This is a genomic window from Acanthopleuribacter pedis (genome assembly GCF_017377855.1).
GTDB classification, from domain to species: domain Bacteria; phylum Acidobacteriota; class Holophagae; order Acanthopleuribacterales; family Acanthopleuribacteraceae; genus Acanthopleuribacter; species Acanthopleuribacter pedis.
In genome coordinates this window covers 1-3,546 of record NZ_JAFREP010000082.1, presented here as the reverse complement: position 1 = coordinate 3,546, position 3,546 = coordinate 1, and the positions used below count along the sequence as shown (strand labels likewise).

2 protein-coding genes are annotated in these 3,546 nt (G+C 50.8%); one reads left to right on the top strand and one right to left on the bottom strand.

Annotated elements, in window-relative coordinates:
• The coding region (locus J3U88_RS33865; protein ID WP_207863654.1) for a phospholipase effector Tle1 domain-containing protein at positions 1–2,081 on the top strand (2,081 nt) is incomplete at its 5' end.
• 607 nt (positions 2,082–2,688) lie between these two features.
• On the opposite strand, the gene J3U88_RS33860 is transcribed toward J3U88_RS33865, so the two are convergent.
• Positions 2,689–3,327 (bottom strand): integrase core domain-containing protein, encoded by a 639-nt coding sequence (locus J3U88_RS33860; RefSeq protein WP_207863653.1) that lies wholly within the window; start codon positions 3,325–3,327, stop codon positions 2,689–2,691.
• Positions 3,328–3,546 lie beyond the last annotated feature (219 nt).

Here is a 3,546-nt window from a genome sequence, read left to right as displayed (position 1 = left end):
TCGGCGAACGCCCACCACCCGCAACGGGCGGAGAAGAAGCGCCGGCACCCGAGCCCACCTACGAAACCATCCGCTTCGACGAAAGCTACGGCAGCGGCGACAAACAACTGCTGCAAAACCTGACCCTCGTCCTGCGCGACCAACCCTTGGCCGACCCAAGCGAAACCGGGGACATCCAACTACGCCGCCGCGTCGCCACCAACCAGGAGGGCCCCCGCGTCAACAGCCAAACCGAGTGGAACGCGCAAGTGGTGGGCCAAACCCACGCGGACAACACCGGCCAAACCACAACCATGGCCTACATCCCGGAAAACGGTAACTTAGACCAAATCACCGATGGCGAGGGCGACCAACAGTCCTTAGCGTGGGACGGCGAACGGCGGCTGCGCGCCCTACGCCAGGGCAACCAACTGTTCACCTACGAATACGACAGCCAAGGCCGCCGCATCCGCGCCACCACGGCAAACCAACAGGAATCCATGGTCTTCGCATACCACGGCTCAAAAGTCGTCGCCATCGGCATCAAACACCAAGGAGGCGTGGATTGGACCCACGCTGTCGGCCACGGACCAATGGGCCCGGCCTTCATCGAAGACCTCAAAGACCGAGAAAAGAGCTATTATCTATTCAACGACCACCTAGGCACGCCCTTCGCGTACAAACGCCTGAGCGACGGCAAGGTGTTCTACACCCCCTACAGCCCCCACGGGGAAGATTGGTGGACCCAGCTCGAAGCCAAAGACTTCATGCCCGGAAACGACCCCCAAACAAAAACCCAAACCACTTCCGATTACGACCTAGGCAAAGGCTACGAACGCCCGACCTTCAGCGTATTTGACAATCCCTTTCTCGGCCTAAGCGGCCATCAACGCGACACGAACACCGGCCTCACTTACATGCACCACCGCTACTACAGCCCCAAACTAGGCCACTTCCTAAACCCCGACTTCCGCGCCCCCGACATCTACGACCCGAGTACCTTCACCGAGCCGTTTGCGTACGCTGCCGGCAACCCGATGATGTTTTGGGACCCTGATGGGTTGTCTATTGGTATATTTTTTGATGGCACATGGAATGAAAGAGATACTACAATGGAGAATACGAATATTGCTCATTTGAACGATTTATATATGGGAGATGCCGTTTATATTCGAGGCGTTGGAACTGGCCCACACGAATACTCCGTTCCTTTTTCCTTTCAGAATAGCATTGAAGAAAAATTCGAAAACTACATGGGTGGTTCTCTAGGAGCCGGAATAAGCATCAAAATAAAACTAGCATATGAAGAGGTAGTTAAGCTTTACAACAAGGAGTATAAAAAAATGAAAAATGGAGAACCCTATGACTTTTCTATAGATATATTTGGCTTTAGCAGGGGCGCGTCATCTGCTCGAAGATTTGCAAATTTCCTTAATGAAAACGGCATTCCTATATACGACAAAGATGGGAATCTTGAAACAGTAGTCGAGTCACCTGAAATCAGGTTCCTAGGGCTTTATGATACCGTTGATGCAACAAACCCTACACCCATAAGGAATATAAATTATATTACAGACTTCAAACAAAGCATACCACCAAACGTCAACTTCACGCGACATGCAGTTGCTCTGGATGAATACAGATGGGGATTTCCTTTGGAAAGTATTTTCCCAGCACCTGATACGGACTTCTTTCAAAGTAGAGAGGGGTCACTAACTTACAATGGCATCCCTCAGAAAATAGAAAAAGGGTTTAGAGGTGCCCACTCCGACATTGGAGGAAGCTACGAAGACGATGATTTGCTTTCAAGAGACACCCTTTTCTGGATGTACCAAGAAGGTCAAAGGGCAGGGATTTCTTGGCGCCCTTTCCCACGGCATAAGACCCCCATCGACTGGGGCGCTTATGATGAAATGATCGATGGAAACAGCAAGGAACGACACATCCACGACTCTAAATGGTTTAATGACAAGCTTTATGACTGGGGGAGAGAGTTTTTATTTGACCACACCATCCAACGCCCCCGAGACATATATTACACCGACTCATTTATGCCTCCACGCAACCTTTGGCCGAAGAACATACATCCATGGATACAATGATGAACAGATCCCCTATGCTTCTATTTCTAAGCAGAACTGCGGTAGCTTTTGTTTTTTTGCTTGCTTCATGTTCTTCAACCGAAGGAATTATCCCCGTCACTATTACTACTCAAGACCGTGAGTCCAACACCATCTTCGTTTCATTTTCGAATACGGAGAATGTATTAAAAAGATCTCATCTAGCTAAGGACAGATCCTCTACTTGGATAGACATGCTTAACGGATACCCCGAAAAGATCAGTGTTAGCTGGGTGAATTCTTTATCCAAAAAAAAACGAAAAACATTCATCATGCCCCCACTAACTAAGGCATTTCGACCTGGTAGAGACAAGATACTTATCGAGCTAAAAACAGAAACAGCTCGCATTTCTTTAGTGTCACATGAGCGAAAAGCTTTAGGAGAAGTAATCGCCATAATTGATCCCGTAGTGTCCCAAAAATAAACAGGCCGCCCAATCACCCTGAATTCCACGTCGCGCAACAGGAACCGACCTTCTGTTTTCTGGAAATTCGCAAAAAACTTTGCCCGAGAGAGGTATTTTTTTGATGTAAAGGCTTCATTTGGGCGCACTTTGGCCTTGGATTTCGCTCCGAATCCACCGTACTCTTAACCTGAAACGCGATCATAAAAACTGAGCAAGCCGCCCAAACGGGTTCGTCGCCGGATCCTTCCCTCTGACTTCCCCTGCATGCCGGAGATCAACCGGTTTCCCAGCCCTTGGTGGGGGCGCTCCTCATGGTAGTGCGCCACATATTCACGCAAAAGGTATTCAAGTTGCCCTTTCGAAAAAATCACGAATCGGTCCAAACATTCTTCACGAATGCTCCGAATCACACGCTCCACGTGTGCGTTCAAGTTCGGCGAACGGGCCGGCAATTTGACCGTGGTCACACCAGTTGCCGCCAAGGTGGCCTTAAACTTTTCGCCGAAAACCGCCGCTCGATCATGAATCAAAAACGAGCCCTCTTTCAGGAAACCGTGTTCCTCGTCCGTTTCGTTGCGTGCGACCTGCACCGGCCATGCCTGCGTCGGCTCGTTCACAATGCCGGCGATGTGGATCCTTCGCGTCGCCAACTGCATCATAACCAAGACATGCACCCGCTGAATCCCCCAACCACGGGTCAGTTCCACCGTGACGAAATCGGCGGCGACCATGCTCGACCACTGCTGCTCCAAGAAACAACGCCATGAGCGCGAGCGTTTCGGGGCCGGACTCAAACCCGCGTCTTCCAGAATCCGAGCCACGGTGTTTTTTTGAAAGCGTTACCCCGAGATGCTTCAGCGCCCCGACAATCCGTCGGTAACCCCAACTTGGATTTTGTTCGGCCAAACGCTGCACCAAAGCGACCGTCTCAGGCGAAGTGACCGGCCGTCCTTGCCGGCCACGCGTTTCGGGCCTATATTTTTGATGAACCAACCTTCGATACCAACGCAAAAACGTGTCCGGGCTGTAACTCAGGGTCG